We start from the raw sequence: 25,293 nt of genomic DNA on the forward strand, positions 1-25,293 counted from the left end.
CTTAGTATGGTGACAATATAAGTGTCAAAAGTCCGGCACATTTTTCTCTTAAACGTGCGCTGGTAATACGGTATATTACACAAGGCAACAATCATGCCTAAAATGAAATTGGAGGTAATGAATGTCCAGTATTATGGATTCTGTAAACCAACGAACGCAGCTTGTTGGGCAAAACCGACTTGAACTGCTTTTGTTTCGTCTGAATGGTAGACAGCGTTTCGGGATCAACGTATTTAAAGTACGTGAAGTCTTGCAATGTCCTCCTCTTACTCAAATACCCAAATTGAACTCTCTTGTAAGAGGGGTTGCGCACATTCGTGGACAAACTATTTCCATTATCGATTTGAGTATGGCGACGGGTGGTCGAAAGATTGAAAACCTAGAGTCAGGCTTCATTATCATTGCTGAATATAATCGTTCAGTGCAAGGATTCTTAGTGGGCTCCGTCGAGCGTATTATTAATACAAACTGGGACGCCATTATGCCGCCGCCACAAGGCACCGGTAAAGCAAGCTATTTAACTGCCGTTACGGAAGTTGAGAATGAGCTGATTGAAATTTTGGATGTAGAAAAAATCCTCAATGAAATTTCACCATTGAACACTGATATTAGCCAAGACTTAGCTGATACCTTAGATGTGAGCTCAAGTGAAGGTAAGATTATTTTCATTGCGGATGATTCATCTGTAGCCAGAAACCAGGTCAAGAAAGCTTTGACAGCGCTAGGTTTGGAGATCGAAGTAGCTAAAAACGGTCTGGAAGCGCTGAAGATGTTGAAAAAGTTAGCCAGTGAAACCGGTGATGTGACTGATAAAGTGGGCGTATTGGTTTCTGACATAGAGATGCCAGAAATGGATGGGTACACGCTAACGGCTGAAATTAAAAATGACCCAGAGTTGGCACGTTTGCATGTGGTTTTGCATACTTCGCTAAGTGGTGTCTTTAATCAGGCAATGGTTAAGAAAGTGGGCGCAGACGATTTCATAGCCAAATTCCACCCTGATGAATTAGCAAGCGCAGTTGAAAAATGGTTAGGTACTGAGCTAAAAGCGAAATAATGTGTGAATAAAGACCTTTCACCAGCCTTGTACGAAAAATTCTGCCACTTTTTACACACAAAAAGTGGCATTGTTTTAGGAGGCTCGAAACAATATTTAGTTCGCAGCCGTATGGTGCCTCTTTTACATCGTCATGGGCTGACCGATATTGATCAATTGATTGAAAAAATCATGCGACAAAGTGACTCTGGCCTAACTCAGTCAGCAATCGAAGCGATGACCACTAACGAGACACTTTGGTTTAGAGATAAGTATCCCTTCAGTATCCTGAAAAACACTATTTTGCCCGAGTTGGCCAAAAAGCAAAATCGCTTGCGAATTTGGAGTGCGGCAAGCTCAACCGGGCAAGAAGCATACTCCATCGCCATTACCATTGCGGAATTCAAGAAGTCCTATCCATCTGCCTTTCAAGGTGGGATCCAAATTCTTGGGACTGACTTGTCTAATACTGTGGTTGCTCAAGCGAAGGCGGCAACATATGACGAGCTCTCCTTAAGTCGTGGCCTAGAGGATGATGTGAAACGAAAATACTTTGAGCATCATGATAACAAAACGATGAGTGTCGTATCTGCTATTCGAAAGTGGGTGGACTTTAAGCAATTCAATCTGACGACCAGTTTTGCCTCCCTTGGGAAGTTCGATGTGGTCTTTTGCCGTAATGTGCTGATTTACTTCGATAGCGAACAAAAAAAACGGATACTGCAAAATATTTCCGCTTCTTTGCAGTCTGAAGGCAGTTTGATCTTGGGGGCATCCGAGTCACTAGGAGGTGCGAGTGCTCATTTCAAAATGTTAACTCAGCCTTCAGGCCTTTATTACCGTAAGTCTGCGTAAAACACTTCAATAAAAATATCACTTTCCTACAAAAATAATTACTGATTGGCACATCATTTGCTGAACACTGGCATGAAAGAATGTGTGAGTAATTATTATGGCGATTAGTTTAGACAGACTTGTAGGCTTCCATCAAAAAGCGCTTTCGATACGAAGTGATCGTATGGAAGTCATTTCTGGCAACCTCGCAAACGCTAACACACCGGGTTATAAAGCACGAGATATCGACTTTAATAAGGCGATGAAAAGTGCGCAATATGACCAAGGTAGCCTTGTAAAAACCCACGACAAACATTTATCTGGCCGCTCGCAAATGCAAGCGGAAATTGAATTCAGAGTTCCGGACCAACCTGATACTGGTGATGGCAATACTGTCGACGCGCAAGTTGAACGTAATAACTTTCTCGACAATGGTATGCGCTATCAGGCCGGTATTATGCTCCTGAACGGAAAGATTAAAGGCATGAAAAAAGCGCTAGGTGGCGGAGGTCAAGGTTAATGAGTTTATTTAATATTATGAAAATTGCGAGTACGGGTATGGGGGCAGAAAGTGTCCGCTTGAATACCACGGCAAGTAACATTGCTAACGCTAACTCGGTCAGCAGCAGTTACGAAGATACATATAAAGCTCGTCATCCGGTCTTTGCCGCAGCATTGGATCAAGCATCTAACGACATGACAAAAGGCGCAGGTGTCAAAGTGTTAGGGGTGGTTGAAAGCACAAAGCCGCTGAATGTGGAGTATGCACCAAATAACCCTATGGCGGATGAGAATGGTTATATCTATCGTCCCAACGTCAATATTGTTGAAGAAATGGCAGATATGATGTCAGCCTCAAAAGGCTATGAAACAAATGTTCAAATCGCAGATACCACGAAAAGAATTTTCCGACGTGTATTGCAATTAGGTCAAGGCCAGTAAGTTTAAGCTAAACGTTTTAGCGAGGAAATTTTATGAATACATTAGAACGCAATACAACGGGCTTAAATAACGATTTGTATTGGCAACCTGAGCCAGTCAAAGTGTCGGATGGCTCAGAGCAGAACCTAAAGCAAGAAGATTTCTTTGCTCTGCTAACCGAACAATTAGCCAACCAGGATCCCACTAAACCGGTCGACAATGACCAATTGGTTGCCCAGATGACGTCATTTACAACAGCAGATGGTATTTCACAGTTGAATGAAAAGTTTGAATCATTCTCTTCTTCAATGACATCCAACCAAGCTCTTCAAGCTTCCAGCTTGATAGGTCAAGACGTACTTGTTACCGGTAATATTGGCCATGTTGCCAACCAAGGTGAAGGAATTACTGGGGTTATCATTAATGAACAAACCTCTCAGAATACCAAAATAGCCATTCAAAATGCCCAAGGCGAAGTCGTTAGAACGATGGACGTCGGTACCCTTGCTGCTGGTAACATTGAATTTAATTGGGATGGTACAGATCAAAACGGCAATCCATTGCCGCCTGGTGATTATGCCGTTCAAGTACAAGGCGATGTTTTCGGTGAGCCGACATCACTTGCCACTGCAATCAATCGACACGTAGATAGTGTGAGCTTGGCCGCTTCAAGCCAAGGTGTCATTCTTAATTTAGATGGTGACGTTAGCATCAAGCTTGATGACGTTATCCAAATCGGTAGTTAATAGGAGTTTTTTCCCATGTCATTCAATATCGCACTAAGCGGAGTCTCAGCTTCACAAAAAGACTTAGATACGACAGCCAACAACATTGCAAACGTAAACACGGTTGGTTTTAAAGAATCACGCGCTGAATTCGGAGATGTTTATGCAGCATCACTCTTGGCGTCAGGTAAAACAAAAGTAGGTGATGGTGCGCTTACACAAGAAGTAGCCCAACAATTTTCACAAGGTAGTTTAACCTTTACCAATAACTCTTTGGATTTGGCAATAACCGGTAACGGCTTCTTCGCAACAGTGCCAGAAATTACTTCTCGTGACTTCTCATTCACTCGAGCTGGCCAATTTAAATTAGATTCCAATAACTTTGTCGTTAACTCACAAGGCGACAACTTGTTAGGTTTCCCGGTAAACACTGATGGAACATCAGCGTCAGTTGCTTTGAGTACGACGGTACCAGTGAGAATTCCAGATTCGTCAGGTTCGCCACAACAAACAACAGAAGTTGACGTTCGCTTTAACTTGCCAGCAGGCGACCAAGCTAAGGTGGCTGCAGATTTCGACCCAACAGATCCCTTAACTTATAATGCAGCAACCTCAGTTACTGTATATGACTCATTGGGTGACAGTCATGTTATGACTTATTACTTTATTAAGGACAATGATCCAGGTGTAGTAAACGAATGGTATGTGGCAACAGCAGTCGATGATCAGCTGATTGATGCCGTAAACTCGGATGGTTCAGATTCAGATCCTGCTACTGCGGTCAACACAATCGGTGGTAATACCGGCAATGCAGTAACGACTGCTAAAATACAATTTAGTGAGGGCGGTGATTTCATCGGTATCCAATCTGCCGACGGCCTGCCACAGCCAGATTCTAAATTCAGAACAGAAGCGCTAGGTCCAACGATACTTAGTAACGGTTCCGATCCAAACCAACAAATCACTATCGATTTTAACTTGGATAGAAACAGTGCGACACCAAATGAGCCAACACAGTTTGCGTCTGCATTTGAAGTAACCTCACTTGAACAAGATGGTTTGCCAGTAGGGCGATTAACCGGTATTGATATTGGTGCAGATGGTCTAGTGAGAGCAACGTTCTCTAATGGTACTTCTGAACCTATCGTAAGAGTTGCACTTGTGCGCTTCTCTAACGAACAAGGTTTAACACAACAATCGGGTACGCAATGGAAAGAAAGTATTCTTTCTGGTGAGGCACTAGCGGGCGAAGCCACAACAGGTACTTATGGCGACATTAACTCGTCAGCACTTGAGCAAGCTAACGTGAACTTAACCACTGAGCTAATCGATATGATTATTGCTCAACGGAACTTCCAAGCAAACTCAAGAGCACTTGAAGTAAACAACCAGTTGAACCAGACAATTCTGAATATTCGATAATACCGAATAAACTAAAAAAAGCGGCAATTGCCGCTTTTTTTGTGCCTGCAAATAAACCGTAGCTTAAGCACACTAACAGCCTTCAGCCTTTGCCCGTATAAAAGCCGCGTGCGACATTTTGTAAAGAGTGCGGTAGCTAAACCAACAGCGGAAAAACCTTAGGGCCTTGAAAGACGCTTCAAGCCCATCCATGGGTCGCTTGGCACTCGACATCCATGTCGAGTGACACTTTCAAGTCCCTAAGATTCATCCGCTTTTTGTTGATTTAGGTACCGCACTTTATAGGTGAAGCGCTCACCTGCAGCTCAAGCACGCTAACAAAAAGCCGTAAGTCTTTGCTCGAATAAAAGTGTCAATCGGCAGGACGCCGATTGTCAAGCGTCCCAAGGATGGGCTCGCAGCGACTTTTATTCGGGCAAAGGCTGAAGGCTGTTAGTGTGCTTGAACTGCGGATTATCAGCGAGCTTGAGCTACGAGTTAACGTTCGCCTGAAGGCGAGCGCGCGTGTTTGGCATTGTCTTTGCAAACATCTCAGTATTCAATTTTAGTTACGTCAAAAAAGAGTCGAATGCTATGGATAAAATGCTGTATATCGCTGCAAGTGGCGCGAAACAAGACCTTCTTGCGACTTCAGTACGTGCCAACAATTTGGCAAATGCGCAGACCACGGGTTTTAAAGCCCAGCTAGAGCAAGCGAGAGCGATGCCTGCTTACGGCGAAGGTTTGCCTACTCGCGTATTTAGCATGACTGAAAGTCCTAGCAATGATTACGAAAGTGGCCCTTTAATTACCACTGGGCGTCCACTTGATGTGGCAGTTCAAGGCTCAGGCTGGCTGAGCGTGCAAACACCACAGGGCGAAGAGGCCTATACTCGTAGTGGCTCATTAACGATGACGGTGGATGGTGCTTTACAAGACTCAAAAGGTAATTTGGTATTGGGCGAAAATGGTCCGCTATTTTTACCTGTACCCATAACTAATCTCACTATTTCAGGCGATGGCCGCATTTCTGGCCGTTTGCAAGGAGCACCACCGGATCAAATTGACGAAATAGGCCGCTTAAAAATGGTTAACCCTGCATTGGATACCATGAAGCGCCGAAACGATGGTTTATTTGATTTGAAAGAAGGTGGTATTGCCCCTCAGGATATAAACGTTGGTGTTGGTTCGGGCATGCTCGAAGGTTCAAATGTCAATGCGGTTGAAGAGATGGTCAGCATGATTAGCTTACAGCGTCACTATGAGATGCAAGTAAAGCTAATGAAGAAAGCTGACCAAATGGTTACTAGCTCGAATACCTTACTCAGAATTATTTAATTTTTTAAAAAGCGAATTGTTTTTTCGCGGAGGTTGTTATGCACCCAGCATTATGGATAAGTAAAACAGGACTAGATGCAGCACAAACTGATGTATCAGTTGTATCGAATAACTTGGCAAATGCCAGCACCGTAGGTTTCAAGAAGGACCGTGCGGTATTCGAAGACTTGCTCTATCAGAACATTAATCAACCGGGTGGTCGTTCGTCGGCGGATACCGAACTTCCCTCAGGCTTGATGCTTGGCGCAGGTTCTAAGGTCGTTGCGACCCAAAAATCGCATACTCAAGGCAATCTATTAACCACTGACAATGCTTTAGATATCTCTATACAAGGTCGTGGTTTCTTCGAGATTCAGCAACCTGATGGCACCTTAGCGTATACCCGAAATGGTCAGTTCACGCTGAATGACCAAGGTAATATCGTGACACCTGGTGCGGGTTTCGTGCTGCAGCCTGTCGTGACTTTGCCGCCAGATGCGCAGCAAGTGACAATTTCGCAAGACGGTGAAGTGTCTGCGCAATTGCGTGGTCAGGCTGAGCCTCAAGTCTTAGGTCAGCTGAACCTAGCCGATTTCATCAACCCTGTTGGTTTACAACCAATTGGTCAAAACCTTTACGTTGAAACTGCTGTTTCAGGGGCGCCAATTCAAGGTGTTCCAGGTCTTGAAGGGCTGGGAACATTAGCCCAAGGAACCTTGGAAACATCAAACGTGAATGTGACGGAAGAACTAGTGAATCTCATTGAAAGCCAACGTTTGTACGAGATGAACTCTAAAGTGATTTCTTCTGTCGACCAAATGCTTGGCCAAGTTATTCAGCAGCTTTAGGAATAAATTCATGACTCTATTATCTTTACGTTCGTTCAAACTCATCGCAGTGCTTACCACAGTTGTGATTGCTCTGAGCGCTTGTCAGTCTACCGAAGTACAACCGGTTACCGCGAATGATCCTTATTACGCGCCAGCCGTGCCGAGTTTGACACGCGACGAAATTGTTGAAGATGGTAGCTTGTTCATGAAGGGAATGGCAAACAGCTTGTACTCTGATGTTAAAGCTCGTCGCGTGGGTGACATTATCACTGTTCAATTGAGTGAAAACACAAATGCCACTAAATCCGCAGGGACAACCTCAAGCAAAGAGTCAACAGTCGATGTGCAACCTATTATTGGTCTTGGTGGGAATGCCATCAATATAGGTAAAGAATCCTTGCAGCTGGGATTAGACTCCTCGAATGAATTTACTGGTGACGCACAAGCGAATCAGAGCAATAGCTTGTCTGGCAATATCTCCGTCACTGTTGTGGAAGTGCTCCCAAATCAAAACCTGATTATTCGTGGTGAGAAGTGGCTAACCCTTAATAACGGGGACGAATATATTCGTCTTACCGGGGTTATTCGCGCCGCCGATATTTCGCCTACCAATGAAATCGAATCAACCAAAATAGCCAATGCTCGCATTCAGTACAGCGGCAAAGGATCCTTTGCCCAAGCGCAGGAAAAAGGTTGGTTGACGAAATTTTTCTCTTCAACTTGGTGGCCACTTTAGGAAATTATGATGAAGTTTATCACTGTAGCACTCATGCTAAGTCTCTTGCTTTCGCCGTTTCAAGCGCAAGCACAACGAATTAAAGATCTCGCCAGCGTGCAGGGCGTGCGATCCAACCAATTAGTGGGTTATGGCTTAGTTGTCGGTTTGCCGGGTACTGGCGAAACCAGTCCATTTACCGAACAGAGTTTTCGCACCATGCTATCCAATTTTGGTATTTCATTGGATAGTAGCGTAAAACCAAAAATCAAAAATGTGGCTGCGGTAGCAGTCCATGCAACGCTTCCTGCGTTTTCTAAACCGGGTCAAAATATTGATGTTACGGTATCTTCGGTCGGCGAGGCATCTAGCCTGAATGGCGGAACTTTGTTGCAAACCTTTCTACGTGGTTTGGATGGTGAAATTTATGCGGTTGCACAAGGTAGCTTAGTTGTCAGTGGTTTTGGCGCAGAGGGCAACGATGGTTCTCGGATTGTATCGAATACGCCAACCGTAGGACGTATCGCCAACGGAGCTGTGGTGGAAAGAGCGGTTCCTTCTGGTTTGATGCAGAATGATTATCTTACTTTGAACTTGAATACGCCCGATTTCAGCACGGCACAAGCCCTTGCTGATGTGATTAACATGCGTTTAGGTGGCGATCCGAGCAAAGGTACTGCCATTGCAATGCCAATGGATGCTGCTTCTGTGAGGGTGTCAGCGCCGCGTGATCAAGCTCAACGAGTCAGCTTTTTGGCTACCATTGAAAATTTTGAATTCCAGCCAGCAGCGGCACCTGCGAGGGTGGTAATTAACAGTCGTACCGGCACTATTGTCATAGGTGAAGATGTAAAACTATTGCCTGCAGCCATCACGCATGGTGGCTTAACGGTCACGATTTCAGAAAATGCCCAAGTTGATCAACCAAACGCGCTAGCGAATGGTAATACCGTCATTACGCCGCAATCCATTGTTGATGTGCAATTGGATGACAGTCGTATGTTCTTGTTTGACCCTGGTGTGAGCCTTGATGAATTGGTTCGTGCCGTGAATGAAATCGGTGCTGCACCTGGCGATCTGATGGCAATCCTTGAAGCCCTGCGTCAAGCGGGCGCGCTCCAAGGTGAATTGGTAATTATCTAATGGACTTAAGCGCTGGCACTAAATCACAACTGGAAATGTCACGAAACTACCACGATATGGGTAGTGTGAATAAGTTGCGTGAAGCTGCTCAATCGGGCGACTCCGGTGCGCTTGAGGAGGCGGCAAAACAGTTTGAAGCGATATTTGTTCAAATGATGTTGAAGTCAATGCGAAAGGCACAAGATGCGCTAGCAGATAAAGACAGCCCATTTAGTTCCGAACAAGTAAAGTTTTATCGTGAAATGCATGACAAGCAATTGGCAACCGATCTGTCTGCAAACGGGAGTATCGGTCTGGCCGATATCATTATTCAACAAATGAGCCCCGGTGAGGGCGTGATGCCCGCAGGTGCCGTGCGGTCCGATGGCGATCTATCAATACTGAATAAGCACAATGTTGCCGCAGTACAAAATGCGCAAGACAGAGTGCTTGGCGTAAACAATGAAAACGTATCACCTGCTGCATTCAAACAATCAGCCTTTGCGTCCCCTGAAGAGTTCGTTAAAGCGCTTTACCCTCATGCGGTTGAAGCCGCAAAAGAGTTGAACTTAGATCCTAAAGCAATGATCGCGCAAGCTGCCTTAGAAACAGGTTGGGGTAAGAGTCTCATTCACAAAATGGGGGGTGAGAGTAGCCACAACTTGTTTGGTATTAAAGCTGACCGTCGTTGGGAAGGTGAAAAAGCAAATGTAGACACCTTAGAGTTTGTTAACAACATGCCTGAAAAGCAACAGGCGTCATTCCGTAGTTATGGTTCTTTCGATGATTCAATGCGCGACTATGTCGACTTTATTAAGTCGAATCCTCGATACGAAAAAGCAGTACAACAAACCGAAACACCACAAGATTATTTTAAAGCATTGCAAGAGGCGGGTTATGCCACTGATCCTCAGTATGCTGAAAAAGTCATGTCGGTCTTTAACGGTAATATCTTGGGTGAATTACTACCATGATCAAAACGGCCGATTTATTCTCAATAGCCAAAACCGGTGTTAACGCGAGCAACCGCTTGCTTAACACGACCAGTAACAATATCGCCAATATCAATACCGAAGGCTATGTCCGCGAGCGCACTGAATTTAAGTCAGAACTCACCGGTGGCGTTGATAGAGGATTCACTGATCGTGTTTTAAATCAATTTGCGGCTAACCAATTGCGCAGGGATATTACTAGTGTAGGTGAATCACAAGCTTTCTTTGACCGCGCTGAAGGTCTCGACAACGTGTTGGCTAGCGAAGCCAATTCAATTTCAAGCGCGTTAACGCGTTTCTTTGCATCAGTGCAAACTGCGGCTGACGATGCGACTAATATTACCTCTCGTGATTCTGTATTGGGCGAAGCTCAAGGCTTAGTTAATCGCATCAATACGCTTGGCGACTTTATGACAGTGAAAGAGCGAGAGGTTGAGCAACAAATTGAGGACAGCGTCAATAACGCCAATGCGCTAATCAAACAAATAGGGCAACTCAACGAAGCAATTCAAGTTGTGGGTAATAGCAGTAGCGTTGATACACCATCTACTTTGATGAACGAGCGTGACTTGGCTATCCGCAAGTTAGCGGAATACATGTCTATAGAAACACGTACGAGTCCAAATAGTGATTTAGGGATTGTGGTTAACCTTAGTTCAGGTGAGTCATTAGTATTAGCAGATGGCACTTTTAATGTGCTCGCCCTTGACGGTGAACCTGATTTTACCAGTGCTCAACTGCAACTTTCTACAGGGTTTGAAGCGCCAAAACGCAATACGACTTTGAATGTTGAAGAGCAAAAAATGGGCGGCGCTTTGGGTGGTTTGTTTCGCTATAGAGAGCAAATATTAGAGCCTGCACAACGTGATTTGGGCAAGCTATCAATTGCCTTAGCAGATACGTTTAACAGCACTAACCGCCAAGGTATGGACTTAGATGGTCAACTGGGTGGTGATATTTTTGCTTTGCCAGAGTTCCGAGGTATTAACTATCCTGATAACTCTGATTTAAGTTTAGGTATCCAAGGACGTTTCACACCTGGCGCAGGTGGTGATATCACCAAGACGGACTATCGTATTGAAGTATTGACTAGCCCTGCAGGATCACCTCCTACTTTTGATGTGCAAGTGAATGCTTTGAATACTGATGGCACTGAACAAACGGACTCAGATGGGAACCCAATCACACAAACGTTGACGGTTACCGCCGAGTCGGGTACCTACAATGCCATTATGGGCGGCATCGAAATTGAGTTCTCCAGCGGAGCTGGATATGGTGTAGGTGATCAATTCTTATTTCAACCATTACGAACCGCTGCGAATGACTTATCCCTGCAGACAACGAGAGGAGAAGACTTAGCATTCGCCAAGCCACTGAGAGTCGATACAAACCAAGCAAACTTGGGCGATGCTACAATTTTACAAGTCAATATCACAAATTCTTTGGTTGATAATTCCCTGACCAATACTTTAGCTTCTGGTTTCAATGGCACGGGAGGCATACAAAGTGCGGCAGATAATGGCGCAAGCGTTGGCGCTCCAGCTGTTGTGCGCTTTACATCAGAAAGCGATTTTGAAGTATTAGACAACGCTGTGCCACCGAATGTGATTGCAACCGTTACTGGCGCTAGTGACCTTAACAACCTATTACAACAAGCCAAAGACAGCGGCACATGGCCTGCTGATTTTGCCGGTTTAGAAGACTATCCGGGTTATGACTTTAGTCTTCAAGGCCGCCCAAAAGCGGGTGATAGTTTTGATATTGGTTTTAACACTGATGGCTTTGCTGACAACCGAAATGCCGTATCGCTTGCTGGTTTACAACAAGCCGACACTGTTCGTCAAAGCGTTGGAAGTAATGGAAATAAAGCCACATTCAATGAAGCTTACGCAAACATCGTTGGTAGTATTGGTGCCAAAACTGCCAACGGACAGATCGAATTAGAAGCAGCGAAAGTGTTGCAAACACAATCTTCAGATTGGTTTGAATCGACGTCGGGCGTGAGCCTTGATGAAGAGGCGGCAAATTTGATCCAGTTTCAACAATCATATGCAGCCGCCGCGAGAATCTTAAGCACCGCTCAAGATCTTTTTGACACCATTTTAGCAGCAGCTAGGTAGTAATTATGCGCGTAACAACAAACCTTATTTATAATCAAAACTTGCGAAATATTGATGCGAACCAAGGCAACCTTGTGGATATTCAACAACAACTTGCTAGCGGCAAAAAGTTGCTGCGTCCAAGTGATGATCCGGTGGGTGCTGCACAAGTCATTCGTTTAACCGAAGAGTTAGACAAAATTACGCAATACAATCGCAATAATGACCTCACAACGAATGCCTTGGAATTGCAGGAAACTGCTTTGCGAAGCATCAATGATGTCGTGAATAGAGCAAGAGTGCTTACTGTGCAGTCAGGTAACGGTATTTTGGCATCAGAAGACAGGAAGGCTATTGGCGCAGAGATTGAACAAATTCGCAATCAAGTCTTGGATTTAATGAATACCCGAAATGCCAGTGGTGAATATATTTTTGCTGGGTACCAGTCGTCTTCGCAAGCGTTTGAATTCAATCCAAGCGCAAGCGGCAACAAAGTATCATTCAAAGGTGATGATGGTGAGAATCAGATTCAAATCTCTGACAGTGTGAAGATCCAAAGCACCTCCTCAGGCAAGAGTATTTTTCAGGAAGTGTTTGCTCGTTTGAATTTCGATATTACTGCAACAAGTGGTGTGAACGTTGAAACAGCCAGAGTAGACGAACAAGGAACGTTTGATAAGTTTCATAAAGCGAACTTCGATCCCGTTAATCCTCTAAATAACCAGTATCGTATTGAAGTATCGGCCGCTGGCGATCAGGTTAATGTAACGAATATTGGCACGGGCGATATTATATCAACACAGAGTTTTGTATCCGGGGAGACGATACGTTTCGAAGGACTTGAAATTAATTTTGACGGCGGCGCTGGTGACTCTATGGAAATTAGCTTAAATCGTCCAGAGAAAAAGAACTTAGCAGAAACCTTGAACGATATGTTTATTGCACTGACTTCTGACGATATCTCTGAAACAGACTTTGTGAATGCCATTGATAATACGCTAGTGGGCTTGGATAATGGCCTTGAAAAAATGTCCCTAGAAAGCTCTTCTATAGGGGCCAGGTTAAACATTGCACAAGCGATCAAAGAATCCAATTTAGATAGCGAAATAGCCTTGGCGTCGGCACGTTCGAGCATAGAAGATGTTGACTACGCGAAAGCGTCAACTGAGTTTGCTAAACAAGAAACGGCCTTGGAGGCAGCGTTCCAGTCTTTCCCAAGAGTGAGCAACTTAAGTTTATTCAACTATATAAATTAACTTAGCAAAACTCATACAGCAAAGATCAGCAGGCCTTACTATACTGGTGTTGTTCAATGAAAGCGGTAAACGCATCTAAGACGAGGTTCGGTGCTTCCAATTGCGGATAGTGACCAACATCTAATGCGGTAGTTTGTGGATTTGGCATCAACTCTTGATATTGCTCAAGCATGTGCAGTCCAGAAATCGGATCCTGAACACCGTTAATAAAATGCAAAGGAACTCGCGTTTGCTGCATTGCTTGCACCCATCGTGTGCGATGCTGACTGCGTTCGTCGATATAGGACAATAAGTCGTGCAATACTTGCGTTCCTTTTTTATATTCTAGTAATTCCCACAACACTTCTATTTCATAATTTGATGGGGGTGTTTTATCCCCAAAAATTTTTAAAAAGCTTTTCATTAAACTATCTTTAGACATGAAGCGACAGATCAAAGGACCTAGCGAGCTTTTCAATAGTTTTTGCATGAAAAGAGGCCGATGACTCTCTGCAAATAAACCACCATTGAGAAAGCACATGCTATGAATACTTGGGCGAAAGTTAGGATCTTCTTGTCTTTCAAACGCTCGTGTTAAGATCTCTTGGACCACAGAATTACCATAATCGTGGGCTAAAATATGGCAGTCACTTACTTGATGGTGTGCCAGCACAGAGAATGCGATATTAGCTTGTTCTTGTAAGCTATATTGATGAGGAAGTGGCTTATCAGACAGACCAAAACCCAACATATCGAATGCGAGTAGGTGATAACGATCAGCAAGCTTTAGCCATAGGTGGTGCCAATCCCAAGATGCACTAGGAAAGCCATGAATGAACACAATTGTTTCTTTGTGTTGGTTTTCGTCTAAGGCTGTCGGTATAGATTGCCAACAAGCAATATTGTGATTATCTACTCGGATAAATTGCGCTTGTTCCCGATATTCTTCAATACTGCTAGTAGGCATTTTGTTCCCTTAATTATTTAGTTATCTTGCTGGTTACTATAGGCAAAATCTTATTCATCGTAGCCAGGGTTAACACGATTAAGCTTTCTTAGTATGCCAGGCCAAGCTAATGAGCCTCCGGCCGAACGGGTTACTTCTGCTGCTTGCTTTTGAATACCTGCCAAAATTGGGTCTGGAATTTTTATCATTTCTTGCCCAGTCGCCTGCGCCTGAAGTTGAATTTCACAAGACCGTTGTAATAAAAACATAAAGGTAAATGCATCGGCAATACTTTGCCCGCACGTTAACAAACCATGATTTCGTAAAATCATAAAATTGGTATTGCCTAAGTCTGCGACTAGGCGTGCTTTTTCCTCAGGATTTAGCGCAACGCCCTCATATTCGTGATAGGACAGGGACGATAAAGCAAAAAGAGATTGTTGACTGTAAGCTTGTAAGCCGTCTTTTAAAGTTGATACAGCAATGCCTTCCGTTGTATGCAAGTGCATGACGCACTGTGCATCTTCTCGATTCTCGTGCACCGCGCTATGAATAATAAAACCAGCGGGATTAATATCGAAATCACTTTCCATCACTTTATTACCATGGATATCGACTTTGACCAAACTTGACGCAGTGACTTCGTCGAACATCATTCCGTATGGATTGATCAAAAAGTGATGTTCAGGTCCTGGAACGCGAGCTGAAATATGTGTAAAGACTAAATCATCCCAGCCATAGTGGGCAACAATTCGATAAGCAGCAGCGAGATCAACACGCGTCTGCCATTCAGCTTCGCTTACTTTGTCTTTTACTGAGGGGATTCCAGCTGATAAATCAAGTGGTGGCATAGTCACTCCGTTGGGCATAATGTTAATAATAGGTTAACGCTAGATTAGCGTAGTTATACACGCTACACTGTCGCCAATTTGACAATTCGGTGTTTTTCTTATGGTTATTAAGAAACACGTAAATGAGACAAGGTCTGCCCATGAATTGTGAGCAATACAAACCTTTACTGATGAAGAACCCATGGTTTGCGATGTTGCCAGCCTCCACCATCAAGCAACTTCTTGATCTGTGTAAATTAAAACACATTGCAAGAGGGGAACAACTGCTAGCTAAAGATGCAGAGGCTGATGGCATGTATTGTGTGCTTGAGGGCAAAATTAAAATCAGCAACGTGAATCGTGAAGGTAAAGAGATGGTGCTCACCTGGCTTACTGCCGGAACATGGTTTGGTGAAATCTCTATGTTTGATGGCTTGCCTCGAACACATGACTCATTTGCTGAGTCGGATTCTCAGTTACTCATGATCCCAAGCCAATCTTTTCATCGTTTGTTGCTTGCACATCCTGAGCTTTACCCCCACTTTATGAAACAGTTATGTGAGCGCATTCGAACGGTATTTGCGATCTTAGACGAAACCAGTGGCTTGTCTTTAAGAAGTCAATTAATGAAGCGTTTAGTGATGCTTTCTAATGGGTGGAACGCAGCTAGTCAGCAGGATGAAATACAGGTTTCGCAAGAGTCCTTAGCTCGTTTACTGAATACATCGAGACAAACAATCAATAAATTATTACAAGCCTTGCAGCGCGAAAAACTGATTGAAGTGAAGTACGGTAAGATAAAACTATTAGAGCCAGAAGCTCTGCGTTCACAAAGTGACTTGTAAGCACATGATCGCTAGCACCTTACAATTTTTACACCTTAAAACCTAAACTCACCAATCAACAGAGCCTGACGTTCAATTTGTTGTTGCAATAGTGCTAATTGGGCACGATTAGCAGCCCGGTTTTTATTGAAATGAAATTCAATGCCAGCGGTGAATGAATCAGAGAACTGCTGTTTGGCGGTGAAGGTAAATGCGTAACCATGGCTATTATTGTTGTCTTCGGGGATATCATCTCGTTCATTTACATCGAAAATATCTAAACGACCAGTGACCTTCGTATTCTGCCCAATTTTTTTCGTGACTTGAGCAAAGCCTGCTAAATAATTTACATGCACAAAATTGTCACCCATCAAAGTACTACCGCCGAGCAATTGGGCTTTTATGCTCATTGATTTATTGAGCTGATGTTGTAGAGCTAGGGAGTGAAATTTGGTTCTCCACGCGTATAGGCGCAAGCTGTTGACGACATTAGGGTCGGCAAAGTTATCGTAATAGTAGTATTTGAACTGTGTTTGGCGAAGGTAGCTAATGTGAACACCAAGGTATGCACCCACTCTGGAATCTAATTCGCTGAATGCTTCAACCCATGCTGGATGATTGATTACCTCTGCACTTATAACGGACGGATAGGGTGCAAATTCAAGCCTTTCATCAAATAAACTTTGGCGGTCATGAGTGGCAAAACCTCGCCAAGCAATCACACTACCCAGCGGATCATTTCCCTTATAAGCGCCGAGTTTGGCATCCCAACTCCATGGACTTGATTGTCTTCGACCACTTTTAAATAGCGATGCTTCAATGCCAAAAATCCGTAACTCCTCTCCGAACCAAGAGTTGATAGCAGATTGTGTGTAAGTATCAGGTGATAGCCAAGCAATATCGGTGTTTTCAACTGACAACTCAGGATAAAACATACCCAGTCGAATTCGGTATTTCAGGTCTGAGCGGCGAATTGGCTGATATTTTACAAATGCCTGTGATGGGCCTAGTTTTTGATCACCGTCGGAGTAGGAATTTAATATCACGGTGCTTGTAAAACCTGCGCTGAAGTCAGACTCAATTTGTACGACACCTTGGTTCCATTTTAGTCCACTGGTATCGTAACGAGTGATACCAGTGCCACTATTGAGAAAACTGCTTTGAGTATTACTGTAGACAATGCCAGTTTGTATCAATCCTGAAACTTGGTGATGAACCTCTGCGGTCACGATGGAAGGGCTTGATGCCAAAAAAAACAGCAAAAAAGCGCTGATGACTCTTTTGGGGAGATTGATAGACACTCAGTTAGTAACCATCAATACTGAGGTCTTCATAACCTTCAACATCTTCGCGCATTGCGTTTGTTAATTCAAAACGCATTTTATTACCAGTGAATTTCTGTTCAATACGTCTCTCATTTTCCTGCATACGAGGGTGCCAAATAGTGATACTTTTTACGTGTTTGTTTTCGAGTGTGTATTGAAGTTGCGCGATACCTTTTTCATTCGTTTTGGCGAAGTAGGAAGTATCTGCGATATAAATATAGCCTAACATCCAGTCGTGAATATTGCAGCCAAGGTCAACCACTCCGGCGTTTTCAAAAACAATCGGTGGTGCCTGTTTACCTGCATATAGGCCCTGCTCAAATGATTTGGCTTCGGAAAACGAATACACATGATGCTTTATATTATCTGAATTGGGAAAGCTAACAGAAGTGCCCTTTTCGACAGTTAATATATGAGGGCTAAACTGTTCCTCAATTTGATCCATGATTGCCGTTGGGGTGCTTAAATTGCTAGGACGTTTTTGTTTTGCGGATTCATTCAGGTGCCACTCTACCACGACATTTCTGACGGGCTTTCCTTGATGATCAATGACGGTCACTTCTAAAGCATTGCTGTCGAAGCATAAGGAACTGAGTAACAGTAAAATAAGATAAGTCGTTTTTTTGTTGAACATGTATTTCGCGCGTCCTGTAAAATCAGAGGTCAAGGTTCAAATATCGGAAGACCTTAATACACCGAGTTAGATAGACCTAGGAAAAAGTACAAATCTATTCAACAAATCGATGATTTTGAGAATTATAATTCATTTGTATCATTTAGATATCGACTTCACACAAATATACCTGAGTTCTGCACTGATCTGCACTGGAGTAATAAGTGATAAACAACTTATTTTCTGCCGAAGTGATTCCGGGATATCCGTTGTCTCCTGCACTTGGCAAAGGTAATGTAAAGTCGAGTTGCTGGGTGTTTATATTCAATATGAATAAACCCGTTTTTAAACTACCCTCAACATACGCATCTCTTTCAACGTCGCTCCCAAAATACTGCAACAAACTCTTGTGAGCTTCGGTCAACGGCGTTAATACAGAATGCTCATAGCGAGCAGCAACTAAAACTCGATTTTGATCTAATAGGTACAAGCAGGGGCTAGCAAGATAAACGGATAGTGCTTGCCATTCCCACTTCGCTATCGTGCCTTCTTCGTTAATGTCACTCATGCCAAGTTGAGTCGTAAAGCTATCAGCATCTCTGCGCGTAATCGCAAGCACCTTATTGTTGGGTAAAAAAATTAAATCGCTCTCATTGGGATAAGCCAATCCATGCTCTTCCAATGAGAGCACTGGAGGTGTGAGGTGTTTGAAAACTTCCAAACCTTCACCTTGATAGAGAAACAGGCTGTTTTCGCTGCGTTTGTAGGCAAGGCTGTAAGCTATATTTTTATACCACCTTGTTCGCCAACACCAATGATAAGGCTCAGCAAAACGCCCTTTATATTTCCAATTTAGACCAACTACCATGTCTTGTGCCTGGTCTATCGAGTGATAATTACCTGCGTCAACGAGGCACTCCCAAAAGACATTTTCACTGATATGGTGAACAGACTCTTGTTGCTGTATTTCGTTCTTTTCGGTATTCGCACAAACAGTGCTGTGTAAATACCTCTTCGCATAAGCACTCACGTAACGAAGCTTTCCATTAACCACGTGAATTCGAGGGTCTCGTAAGTCTGTATTAGCGAGCGAAAACACATACTCATCAAGGAGTTTGCCCGACAGTGTTCGCTTTTGTAAAACGATCATACCCTCTTTGCTGTGATGATCACTTCCACGCCTAAAACAAAGCAAAAGCATGTTATTTACGCACTGCAAATCAGTAAACGCATCATGAGTATTGGCGTTAAAAATTTTTTGCAGGGAAATTAAATTAAATTTCTTCATTTTACTCATTGTTTTATATCAGTTTTTCTATGCTTTTGATAAATAGGGCGGCAATTTTTTGCCGCTAATAGCAAAAAAAAGCAATATTTAGTTAAAGGGAATTTGTCGCTTGTCGATAAACATTTACGAGAGAGCCAGTACATTAACTTATCACTAGTATAGTTATTGTTCTACAAGTTGTTATTAAACCACCGGAGTCACGTCCGGCGACCAGCATGCCGCTGGACTGAGAGTGTAGGAGAGACTTATGTCCTTGTTCGTAAATACAAACCAATCGGCGTTGAACGCTCAACGTCAATTAATGAATTCATCTAGCAGTTTGAATACTTCATTCGAACGCTTATCTTCGGGCTTCCGTATTAACCGTGCATCTGATGATGCTGCGGGTTTGCAAATATCGGACCGCATGACAACCCAAATCAATGGCTTAAACCAAGCTGTACGTAACGCTAATGATGCTATTTCATTAACGCAAACTGCAGAAGGTGCGCTGTCTGAGACTACAAACTCATTACAAAGAATTCGCCAATTAGCAGTTCAATCACAGAATGGTATTAACTCTTCTGCTGACCGTCTTGCCCTTCAAAAAGAAGTATCAGCGCTTAAAACTGAAATTTCTAGAATCGCAACTGATACCCAGTTTAACAAAGTCGATTTGTTAACTAACAACTTCTCAGCGGCATTCTTAGTCGGTGCAAACAGCGGACAAACTATCTCTGTAAACCTTTCAGGTCCTAATCTACAGGGTATTGATGGTTTCTCAGCGACTGGTTTGAACATTGGCGACCTTTCTGTTGCAACTTTCGCGGGTGCTTCTGCAGCCCTTGTTGCAATTGATAATGCAATCTCAGCTGTGGGTGGCGTAAGAGCCGATCTCGGTGCATTAACTAACCGTTTCCAGTCAACAATTCGTAACCTGACTAACATCTCTGAAAACGTATCTGGAGCGAGAGCGCAGATCCGTGATACAGATTTCGCGTCAGAGACAGCAGAGTTGACTCGTAACCAGATTATTCAGCAGGCAAGCACAACCATACTATCACAGGCTAATCAGCGTCCTCAGGCCGCTCTTCAGCTTCTTGGTTAAGCCTAACTGACCCTACTGTTTGGGGAATGAAGCCAGGAGGTAGTATCTAGCGTCACCATCCAAACAGCAGAGAGTCCGCTCACTCTCGACACACCAGAGCGAATGGCCAGGCATTGCCTGGCCGCTTATTTAGCTAATAAATACAATGGCTTAATAAGATTTGGTTTTTCCCTTCAAAAATAATTTCAATTTATTTAGTTTAATCACTAAAGGTTTTTGCGTATCTGCACGATAAGTATTTCAAGCACGGAGATAAAAACAATAAATACTCTGTACAGCGATGTTGAGACAAATGCCAAAGAGCGTTCGCCAACACAATCGACACATAATAAAAGCAATAGTCGACGCTGAAAAATACGATGAATGACGAGTAGCACCCAAAGAGGTTCGCCGATGTTCATTAAAAATCGTTAGGAGAAAAATCGTGAGTTTATTCGTCAATACGAATGTGTCTTCGTTAGAAGCACAGCGCCAGATTTTTACTGCGTCAACGCGACTAGATACCGCATTTGAACGCTTATCTTCTGGTTTTCGGATCAACAGTTCAAAAGATGATGCTGCAGGTTTGCAAATTAGTGACCGCATCTCAACGCAAGTGAACGGATTGAACCAAGCTGTACGCAATGCTAACGACGGTATTTCACTTGCTCAAACCGCTGAAGGTGCAATGCAAGAGATTACCAACGCATTGCAACGTATTCGAGTACTAGCGATCCAATCTCAAAATGGGATTAATTCCTCCAACGATAGAGTGTCATTACAAAAAGAAGTGTCTGCACTGAAATCGGAAATCGATAGAATTTCATCGACGACTCAATTTGCTGGCGTAGACATTTTAAACGGCAACTTTTCGTCCATATTTTTAATCGGCGCGAATTCAGGGCAATACATTGCCATCAATTTGTCTCGACCTGGTGGATTCGGCACACAAGGGCTGTTTGGCAGCAATGAAGTGTCGGTCAGTGATGCGGCGCAAGCCTCTGCAACACTTGGTTTTATGGATAGTGCAATTTCGATTATAGATGCCAAGCGCGCCGATTTAGGAGCATTGCAAAATCGCTTTCAATCTAGCGTACGCAATTTGGCAAATGTGGTTGAGAACGCCTCGCAAGCTAGGTCTCGTGTTCGAGACACAGATTTTGCGGAAGAAACGGCTGAATTGACGCGGTGGCAGATAACGCAACAAGCCAGTGTTACCGTGTTAGGGCAGGCAAATCAGCGGCCGCAGCAAGCCCTGCAGTTATTGCAGTAGCGAAAAGCGGATAGCGCTAGGCTGTCAACAAAATGAAAATAATTTTTAGGAAGTTATATCACACTCGTGAGGGATGAGTGTGGGTGAAAAACACTGATATGCCGCCCCAGGATGAATTGGGGAACTGCTGACTGACAGGAACGATGCCAGGAGGTAGTGAGAGGTATAGAGGTCTGGACCACCATACCTGTCTGTCAGCAAGAGCTTTCGCTCTGTTACAGCAATTGCTTCATCCGGCGAGTGACTGCTAGATGACAATAAGTCAGTCCATGACTTGACTAGATTAAAGCACTAAGTGTGCCAAAAATTAATTTTGCGCAAAAAATAATAATAAAAAGCGCTGTTGTTTTATTTTAATAATTATCGAAAATCGTTAGGAGATTATCATGAGTTTATTCGTCAATACTAATGTGTCAGCTATTAATGCCCAAAGGCAGTTAATCAACACTTCATCAAGTTTAAATACATCTTTTGAGCGTTTGTCTTCGGGCTTCCGAATCAATAGCGCGAAAGATGACGCGGCAGGCCTGCAAATTTCAGACCGCATGACCTCGCAAATACAAGGTTTAGACCAAGCCGTCCGTAATGCCAATGATGGTATTTCTCTTGCTCAAACAGTAGAGGGCGCATTGCAAGAAACGACTAATGCCTTGCAGCGAATTCGCGTTCTAGCGATTCAATCACAGAACGGTATCAACGATCCGTCTGACCGATTAGCGCTTCAAAAAGAAGTATCAGCACTTAAGTTTGAAATGAGCCGAGTGGCAACGACGACACAGTTCGCCGGTGTGAACGTACTTTCTGGTAGCTTTTCTTCTGCATTTTTAGTTGGAGCGAACGCTGGCCAAACTATAAACGTGAATATTTCAAGAGTGAATGGTTTTGGTACTTTAGGTTTATTCGGTAGTGCTTCATTAAGTGTTGCTACCCCTGGACAAGCATCGGCAGCATTAGCACAAATCGATAGAGCAATTGAAATTGTCGATGACAAGCGTGCGGACTTGGGAGCAATACAGAACCGTTTTCAGTCTACAATCAGAAACTTAGCTAATATTTCAGAAAATGTTTCGTCAGCAAGATCTCGTATCAGAGACACTGACTTTGCAAAGGAAACAGCCGAGCTAACTCGCTCGCAGATTATACAGCAGGCTAGTACAACTATTTTGGGGCAAGCAAATCAGCGTCCTCAAGCTGCATTGAGCTTACTGCAGGGTTAATAAAAAGGTAATTCCAATGTTAGAGTTATTATGTTGTTTATTATTGGTAAAGCTTGTTGTTAAGGCTGGTTTGTACTTAAGTCTGTTGAGCTAAGCGTTAAAAGCTGGAAGTAATAATACTTGGTGTGATTGTAGCGGCAACTATTCACCATGGCGGCAAAGTTTAGATGTTAGATCCGTCATAATGAAGCCAGGCACCGAATAAACAATGACGCATGATAGACAGTGGAATAGATAGAAAAAGTATCAAGTAATCACTCATAGAAAAGGTTTTAGTGATTAGCTTGTATAATAAATTGGAAAGCGTTGAGAGGCTCTCTATTGCCAAGGATGGCAGCCGTAAGGCGAGTCAATACGATAATCTTAAGCGCATCAACAGAGGTAAAATGTCGACCGACAGGACTGAGAGTATAGAAGTTTTGGTTGAGAGGCCAGTAACTTGTTCTACAATCCTGCAAGCCGACGAAACTGCTTTGCTCCAACTCCTAACGTGAGCAAGTTGGTCGGGCCGCCCTATGGCTCGACCTTTTTTCCTTTCTAACCAATCATCCTGATGATTAGCTAGTAATTACCTCGGCACGAGATATTGACACACACTTTAAAACAACAAATAACATGTTTTTTAAAGCATACCGTGTGCCAACTTTTGTAGAGTTACCTTTCTTTTAAATGTTTTTTTCAATAAAACGGATAGCGTTTTCTAAATAAATACGGCGACTGTTTCCGGAGGACATCCAATGATCTTCACCTTCGATTTCAATATATTGAGTATCCTTATGGCCTAACTCAATTAAACGCTTATGCATTTTATCGGATTGAAAAGAGGGTACTACGGTGTCTTCAGAGCCATGAAGTAACAAGATAGGAGAGGTTTTTTCAGTTGCCATGAACAGTGGTGAGTGTTTCTTTAATTCTTCTAATGCACTGCGTTCACCGATACTGTTGGTCCAATAACTAATTGTGTTTTTTTGTTGCTCCTCATGGTAGAAAATATTACTAAGCTCACTTATACCACCAAATGACACAGCACATTGATACATATCTGGTTTAGCTGTTGCTGCATACATAGCCGCATATCCACCATAACTGGCACCTACAATACAAACATGTTTAGGGTCAACAATGCCTGCAGCAATCAAGCTATCGACGCCCTCGTCTATATCGCTTTGCATGCGTTTACCCCATTCTCCATATCCAGCTTCTTTAAATGCTCGGCCAAAACCCTCAGATCCTCGAAAGTTAGGCTGAAAAACGGCGTAGCCCATTGCAGCGAAAAATTGTCTTTCCCAACTAAATATCTTGGAGTCTCTTGATGCAGGCCCACCATGGACCAGTACGATGAGTTTGTGTTTTTTCGCTTCGTTTGCTTTTGGCAAGGTTAAGTAAGCAAATAAAGGGAGATCATCACTTGCTTTATAGGTATGTCGTCTTACTTTTTGTAATTGAGCATCCTGCGGCAAAGGGAAACCACTTCCAAGAAAGGCTAAACTGCCTTCTTGGGTGTCATATAAGAAGTATTCCTCCGGATTTTGGTCGCCTGTAATTGAGGCTACAAATTTTGTGTTTTCCCGGTTTGATGAGTTGATATTGACTTCGGCATCAGGAAATGTGGCCACTAGGTCGGCATAGGCTTGCGCGTGCGTAACATCGAAAAAGGATGCTTCATTGTAATCTCTTTCGACGTCATAGCCTATCAATTCGGTGGTGTTGTAATCGACTAGGATATAATCGAGGTCATAGATTTGGTTTTCAGAGATAATTTTGGATTCAACCACTTTATTGCCTTCTATACGCCCCTCCAACAGTACTCCAATATCATCATCTTTGAGGCCATAATAATAGATGGCTTTTCTGTTAGGGCTTAGCTTTATGACAGAATAATCAAACAAACTAAGCTCTTCGCCCTCTTTAATGTATAAAGCTTCATAGTCATTAGTATTTGGCACAAGATACATGTTCATGCTTGTATCTGACCTTTTATCGTACTTTTTGTACATGACGATATCGCCTTGATCATCAACGGTAAAATCCATAATATCGGATTTACTAAACACTCTATCCCGTGAGCCATCTTCAATATTTATTTTAAAGACTGCATTCATGAGTTTCCGTTCTTTGCGTGCAGTTCTTTTTTGTTCTGAAGAGGTGGCATCAGCACCAAGCCGATAGTAGTAAGACATGATGATATGAGATGTGTCCTTCGACATCTTACTTTCGAGTTTTGGTCCGCTTACGTTGTATTTGAACTTAGCGGAATCAAACGGCCACACGACACTGCCGTCGTCTATATCCATGATGCCCGTGCGATAGAGTGTAAAGGTTTCAAAATCACCGCCAGAATATAGCGTGCCAGAAGAGGTAAACAATAATTTCTTATCACCCACCCAATTAATGTCGCGCATTCTGTTGTCACTTATTTTAAGCGTGCGCGGTTGTTGTTTAGGATTCACTAAGCTTTGCACAACCACTATGTATTCGTGATTAACCTCACGCAGATAGGCAATGTGTTTGCCGTCTGGAGACAGTTGTATATCTTTTACAAAAGGCAGTCTTCCGAAAGTATCCAAATGTGGATTGGCATGCGATAAATTCGCCAGTGAAAATAACGTGATAATGAGTAAAACAGACGTGATTAATGTTTTCATCTTTATTCTTACATCCTTGTAGAAATTAGCCTTAGAGCT

Annotated in this window: 23 protein-coding genes; 17 read left to right on the top strand and 6 right to left on the bottom strand. The window is 43.2% G+C overall.

What is annotated here, in order from left to right:
• Positions 1-121: 121 nt before the first annotated feature.
• From RM544_RS09540 to flgL, 13 genes are all read left to right on the top strand, one after another.
• The gene (locus tag RM544_RS09540) at positions 122-1,057 is read left to right on the top strand and encodes a chemotaxis protein CheV (protein ID WP_311361560.1); all 936 of its coding nucleotides are present in this window, start codon (positions 122-124) and stop codon (positions 1,055-1,057) included.
• A gap of 3 nt (positions 1,058-1,060) precedes the next feature.
• Positions 1,061-1,891 (top strand): CheR family methyltransferase, encoded by an 831-nt coding sequence (locus RM544_RS09545; protein WP_311361561.1) that lies wholly within the window; start codon positions 1,061-1,063, stop codon positions 1,889-1,891.
• 97 nt (positions 1,892-1,988) lie between these two features.
• Positions 1,989-2,390 carry a flagellar basal body rod protein FlgB gene (gene flgB, locus RM544_RS09550; RefSeq protein ID WP_311361562.1) on the top strand — a complete coding sequence of 134 codons (402 nt, stop codon included), beginning with the start codon at positions 1,989-1,991 and terminating at the stop codon, positions 2,388-2,390.
• Positions 2,390-2,812, top strand: coding sequence for a flagellar basal body rod protein FlgC (gene flgC / locus RM544_RS09555; RefSeq protein ID WP_311361563.1), 423 nt, complete (start codon positions 2,390-2,392; stop codon positions 2,810-2,812). Before flgB ends, flgC begins: the two co-directional genes overlap by 1 nt.
• A gap of 32 nt (positions 2,813-2,844) precedes the next feature.
• Positions 2,845-3,537, top strand: coding sequence for a flagellar hook assembly protein FlgD (flgD, locus tag RM544_RS09560; protein WP_311361564.1), 693 nt, complete (start codon positions 2,845-2,847; stop codon positions 3,535-3,537).
• Between the two features lie 15 nt (positions 3,538-3,552).
• On the top strand, positions 3,553-4,938 hold the full coding sequence (gene flgE, locus RM544_RS09565; protein ID WP_311361565.1) for a flagellar hook protein FlgE: 1,386 nt from the start codon (positions 3,553-3,555) through the stop codon (positions 4,936-4,938).
• A gap of 573 nt (positions 4,939-5,511) precedes the next feature.
• Entirely contained in the window at positions 5,512-6,255 is a 744-nt protein-coding gene (flgF, locus tag RM544_RS09570; protein ID WP_311361744.1) for a flagellar basal-body rod protein FlgF, read from the top strand.
• 38 nt (positions 6,256-6,293) lie between these two features.
• Positions 6,294-7,082 carry a flagellar basal-body rod protein FlgG gene (gene flgG / locus RM544_RS09575; RefSeq protein WP_195732029.1) on the top strand — a complete coding sequence of 263 codons (789 nt, stop codon included), beginning with the start codon at positions 6,294-6,296 and terminating at the stop codon, positions 7,080-7,082.
• A gap of 10 nt (positions 7,083-7,092) precedes the next feature.
• Complete coding sequence (gene flgH / locus RM544_RS09580) at positions 7,093-7,800, top strand: flagellar basal body L-ring protein FlgH (RefSeq protein WP_311361566.1); 708 nt, start codon at positions 7,093-7,095, stop codon at positions 7,798-7,800.
• A gap of 6 nt (positions 7,801-7,806) precedes the next feature.
• Positions 7,807-8,922 carry a flagellar basal body P-ring protein FlgI gene (locus RM544_RS09585; RefSeq protein WP_409220066.1) on the top strand — a complete coding sequence of 372 codons (1,116 nt, stop codon included), beginning with the start codon at positions 7,807-7,809 and terminating at the stop codon, positions 8,920-8,922.
• A complete protein-coding gene (gene flgJ, locus RM544_RS09590) occupies positions 8,922-9,875 on the top strand; it encodes a flagellar assembly peptidoglycan hydrolase FlgJ (RefSeq protein ID WP_311361567.1) in 954 nt (317 codons plus the stop codon). Before RM544_RS09585 ends, flgJ begins: the two co-directional genes overlap by 1 nt.
• Positions 9,872-12,013, top strand: coding sequence for a flagellar hook-associated protein FlgK (flgK, locus tag RM544_RS09595; protein WP_311361568.1), 2,142 nt, complete (start codon positions 9,872-9,874; stop codon positions 12,011-12,013). The genes flgJ and flgK overlap by 4 nt, the downstream gene beginning before the upstream one ends.
• A 5-nt stretch (positions 12,014-12,018) precedes the next feature.
• Positions 12,019-13,248 carry a flagellar hook-associated protein FlgL gene (gene flgL / locus RM544_RS09600; RefSeq protein WP_311361569.1) on the top strand — a complete coding sequence of 410 codons (1,230 nt, stop codon included), beginning with the start codon at positions 12,019-12,021 and terminating at the stop codon, positions 13,246-13,248.
• A gap of 25 nt (positions 13,249-13,273) precedes the next feature.
• Here the strand turns inward: flgL and RM544_RS09605 are convergent, their stop codons facing one another.
• A complete protein-coding gene (locus tag RM544_RS09605; RefSeq protein WP_311361570.1) occupies positions 13,274-14,194 on the bottom strand; it encodes an alpha/beta fold hydrolase in 921 nt (306 codons plus the stop codon).
• 50 nt (positions 14,195-14,244) lie between these two features.
• Positions 14,245-15,024 carry a class II aldolase/adducin family protein gene (locus tag RM544_RS09610; RefSeq protein ID WP_311361571.1) on the bottom strand — a complete coding sequence of 260 codons (780 nt, stop codon included), beginning with the start codon at positions 15,022-15,024 and terminating at the stop codon, positions 14,245-14,247.
• A 140-nt stretch (positions 15,025-15,164) separates the two neighbouring features.
• On the opposite strand from RM544_RS09610, the gene RM544_RS09615 reads away from it, so the two are divergent.
• Positions 15,165-15,848 carry a Crp/Fnr family transcriptional regulator gene (locus tag RM544_RS09615; protein ID WP_311361572.1) on the top strand — a complete coding sequence of 228 codons (684 nt, stop codon included), beginning with the start codon at positions 15,165-15,167 and terminating at the stop codon, positions 15,846-15,848.
• A 35-nt stretch (positions 15,849-15,883) separates the two neighbouring features.
• Here RM544_RS09615 and RM544_RS09620 read toward each other — a convergent pair whose 3' ends face one another.
• The 3 genes from RM544_RS09620 to RM544_RS09630 all read right to left on the bottom strand — a co-directional run bounded on the left by RM544_RS09620 (position 15,884) and on the right by RM544_RS09630 (position 19,053).
• On the bottom strand, positions 15,884-17,128 hold the full coding sequence (locus RM544_RS09620) for a hypothetical protein (protein WP_311361573.1): 1,245 nt from the start codon (positions 17,126-17,128) through the stop codon (positions 15,884-15,886).
• Between the two features lie 4 nt (positions 17,129-17,132).
• Positions 17,133-17,786, bottom strand: a complete 654-nt coding sequence (locus RM544_RS09625; RefSeq protein ID WP_311361574.1) for a methylamine utilization protein — start codon at positions 17,784-17,786, stop codon at positions 17,133-17,135.
• Positions 17,787-17,928: 142 nt separating this feature from the next.
• Positions 17,929-19,053: a hypothetical protein gene (locus RM544_RS09630; RefSeq protein ID WP_311361575.1), complete on the bottom strand. Its 1,125-nt coding sequence runs from the start codon at positions 19,051-19,053 to the stop codon at positions 17,929-17,931.
• 247 nt (positions 19,054-19,300) lie between these two features.
• Here RM544_RS09630 and RM544_RS09635 point away from each other — a divergent pair, with 247 nt between their 5' ends.
• The 3 genes from RM544_RS09635 to RM544_RS09645 all read left to right on the top strand — a co-directional run bounded on the left by RM544_RS09635 (position 19,301) and on the right by RM544_RS09645 (position 22,609).
• Positions 19,301-20,140 (top strand): flagellin N-terminal helical domain-containing protein, encoded by an 840-nt coding sequence (locus tag RM544_RS09635; protein WP_311361576.1) that lies wholly within the window; start codon positions 19,301-19,303, stop codon positions 20,138-20,140.
• Positions 20,141-20,564: 424 nt separating this feature from the next.
• On the top strand, positions 20,565-21,392 hold the full coding sequence (locus RM544_RS09640; RefSeq protein ID WP_311361577.1) for a flagellin N-terminal helical domain-containing protein: 828 nt from the start codon (positions 20,565-20,567) through the stop codon (positions 21,390-21,392).
• A 386-nt stretch (positions 21,393-21,778) separates the two neighbouring features.
• Complete coding sequence (locus tag RM544_RS09645) at positions 21,779-22,609, top strand: flagellin N-terminal helical domain-containing protein (protein WP_311361578.1); 831 nt, start codon at positions 21,779-21,781, stop codon at positions 22,607-22,609.
• Positions 22,610-23,274: 665 nt separating this feature from the next.
• On the opposite strand, the gene RM544_RS09650 is transcribed toward RM544_RS09645, so the two are convergent.
• Positions 23,275-25,254 (bottom strand): alpha/beta hydrolase family protein, encoded by a 1,980-nt coding sequence (locus RM544_RS09650; RefSeq protein ID WP_311361579.1) that lies wholly within the window; start codon positions 25,252-25,254, stop codon positions 23,275-23,277.
• Positions 25,255-25,293 lie beyond the last annotated feature (39 nt).

Source organism: Brumicola blandensis, assembly GCF_031846165.1.
Lineage (GTDB): Bacteria > Pseudomonadota > Gammaproteobacteria > Enterobacterales > Alteromonadaceae > Glaciecola > Glaciecola blandensis.

What these genes read in the sequence shown, in the direction of transcription:
- RM544_RS09540 (WP_311361560.1), top strand. Translation starts at nt 122, where the DNA reads ATGTCCAGTATTATGGATTCTGTAAACCAACGAACGCAGCTTGTTGGG.
- flgB (WP_311361562.1), top strand. Translation starts at nt 1,989, where the DNA reads ATGGCGATTAGTTTAGACAGACTTGTAGGCTTCCATCAAAAAGCGCTT.
- flgC (WP_311361563.1), top strand. Translation starts at nt 2,390, where the DNA reads ATGAGTTTATTTAATATTATGAAAATTGCGAGTACGGGTATGGGGGCA.
- flgD (WP_311361564.1), top strand. Translation starts at nt 2,845, where the DNA reads ATGAATACATTAGAACGCAATACAACGGGCTTAAATAACGATTTGTAT.
- flgE (WP_311361565.1), top strand. Translation starts at nt 3,553, where the DNA reads ATGTCATTCAATATCGCACTAAGCGGAGTCTCAGCTTCACAAAAAGAC.
- flgF (WP_311361744.1), top strand. Translation starts at nt 5,512, where the DNA reads ATGGATAAAATGCTGTATATCGCTGCAAGTGGCGCGAAACAAGACCTT.
- flgG (WP_195732029.1), top strand. Translation starts at nt 6,294, where the DNA reads ATGCACCCAGCATTATGGATAAGTAAAACAGGACTAGATGCAGCACAA.
- flgH (WP_311361566.1), top strand. Translation starts at nt 7,093, where the DNA reads ATGACTCTATTATCTTTACGTTCGTTCAAACTCATCGCAGTGCTTACC.
- RM544_RS09585 (WP_409220066.1), top strand. Translation starts at nt 7,807, where the DNA reads ATGATGAAGTTTATCACTGTAGCACTCATGCTAAGTCTCTTGCTTTCG.
- flgJ (WP_311361567.1), top strand. Translation starts at nt 8,922, where the DNA reads ATGGACTTAAGCGCTGGCACTAAATCACAACTGGAAATGTCACGAAAC.
- flgK (WP_311361568.1), top strand. Translation starts at nt 9,872, where the DNA reads ATGATCAAAACGGCCGATTTATTCTCAATAGCCAAAACCGGTGTTAAC.
- flgL (WP_311361569.1), top strand. Translation starts at nt 12,019, where the DNA reads ATGCGCGTAACAACAAACCTTATTTATAATCAAAACTTGCGAAATATT.
- RM544_RS09605 (WP_311361570.1), bottom strand. Translation starts at nt 14,194, where the DNA reads ATGCCTACTAGCAGTATTGAAGAATATCGGGAACAAGCGCAATTTATC.
- RM544_RS09610 (WP_311361571.1), bottom strand. Translation starts at nt 15,024, where the DNA reads ATGCCACCACTTGATTTATCAGCTGGAATCCCCTCAGTAAAAGACAAA.
- RM544_RS09615 (WP_311361572.1), top strand. Translation starts at nt 15,165, where the DNA reads ATGAATTGTGAGCAATACAAACCTTTACTGATGAAGAACCCATGGTTT.
- RM544_RS09625 (WP_311361574.1), bottom strand. Translation starts at nt 17,786, where the DNA reads ATGTTCAACAAAAAAACGACTTATCTTATTTTACTGTTACTCAGTTCC.
- RM544_RS09630 (WP_311361575.1), bottom strand. Translation starts at nt 19,053, where the DNA reads ATGAAGAAATTTAATTTAATTTCCCTGCAAAAAATTTTTAACGCCAAT.
- RM544_RS09635 (WP_311361576.1), top strand. Translation starts at nt 19,301, where the DNA reads ATGTCCTTGTTCGTAAATACAAACCAATCGGCGTTGAACGCTCAACGT.
- RM544_RS09645 (WP_311361578.1), top strand. Translation starts at nt 21,779, where the DNA reads ATGAGTTTATTCGTCAATACTAATGTGTCAGCTATTAATGCCCAAAGG.
- RM544_RS09650 (WP_311361579.1), bottom strand. Translation starts at nt 25,254, where the DNA reads ATGAAAACATTAATCACGTCTGTTTTACTCATTATCACGTTATTTTCA.